Genomic DNA, 1332 nt, shown 5'->3' with positions numbered 1-1332 from the left:
TTATTCCTTTATCTAATGATCCTAAAGCTGAAGCTATAAATATAACTGTTACAATAGTTATGATAACTATTTGACTTAATATACTATTGGGTATATTAAAAAGATAATTTAATCCACTATTTATCTGTAATGCTCCTAAACCTAAAGTAGTTGCAACACCAGTTATTGTAGCTAAAATTGCTATTATATCTATTGTATTTTTTAGTTTTTTTTCATAGGGTCTTCCTTTTAAAATAGGTGAAAAAAGAGAACTTAAAAGACCTTTTTCTCCTTTTCTAAATTGAAAATATGCCATTGCCAATGCTAAAAAACTATAAATTGCCCAAGGATGAATACCCCAATGAAAAAATGATGTTTTAAAAGCAAAATCTATTGCTTCTTTAGTTCCACTTTCCATTCCTCCTATTGGGTAAGCATAATGAGTCATCGGTTCAGCTACTCCAAAGAATACTAATCCCACTCCCATTCCTGCAGAAAAAAGCATAGAAAACCAAGAAAGATTAGAGTATTCAGGTTTAGAATTATCTTTTCCAAGTTTAATATTCCCATAACTACTACAACATAGAAATAAACAAACTAACGCTATTACAAGCACAATGATTAAATATAAAAATCCAAAGTTTGTAATTATTGAATCAAGTAGATTTGTTGTTACTTTTTCAAAACTACTTTTGTCTAAAGCAATTATTGATAAAATGACAAAAATAATTAAAAATGTTATGTAAAATATTGTATTTTCTTTAGCAAGCACTTTTTCTAAAATTTTTGTTTTTTTATCAATGTTATCATAGTTTTTCATATTATTCCTCCTTTAGGTAATTAATTTTATCCATAAAAAAGACAAAATATAGTTGATAATAAAAATATAATATAAATAATATAATTTTCTAGAGAGTTGCTTAATTTATTTTTATTAAAATAAATTTTTCTTTTGTTTATGTTATCTTTTTTTGTGTAATTTAAATTTACAGAATTAAAAATTTTCATATTTATTTACCTCCTTTAAAATCAACTATGTTGTTAATATATTCAAATACTTATTTTAGATTCCTTTTTATGCTTTTTTTATTTTCTTATTGTAAGATTATAGGTTTTTATATTTTAAGAGAAAAAAATCACGGAATTAAAACCCGTGATTTTTTTATTATTTTTTAAACATCATCTCTCTTAATTCGTTTCCAACTATTTCAATTTTTTCCTCTTTACATCTATTTCTCATAGTTTTTAAAATTGGATATCCCGCTTGTCCTTCTAAAATAAAATCTTTAGCGAACCTTCCATTTCTAATATCCTCTAAAACCTCTTTCATATTCTCTCTACTCTCTTTTGTAA

1 protein-coding gene and 1 pseudogene are annotated in these 1332 nt (G+C 24.4%); both read right to left on the bottom strand.

The annotated features are described in order from the left end of the window. Positions 1-799, bottom strand: a 799-nt coding sequence (locus ACRCYC_RS08645; protein WP_438618708.1) for a BCCT family transporter, incomplete at its 3' end; no start/stop codon positions are given. Between the two features lie 345 nt (positions 800-1144). Beyond that, positions 1145-1332: pseudogene (locus ACRCYC_RS08640) on the bottom strand (ketol-acid reductoisomerase); the annotation flags it as partial.

Origin of the sequence: Paraclostridium sp., assembly GCF_051657365.1 — a bacterium.
Classification (GTDB): Bacteria; Bacillota; Clostridia; order Peptostreptococcales; family Peptostreptococcaceae; genus Paraclostridium.
This window is presented reverse-complemented; position numbering and strand designations above follow the sequence as displayed.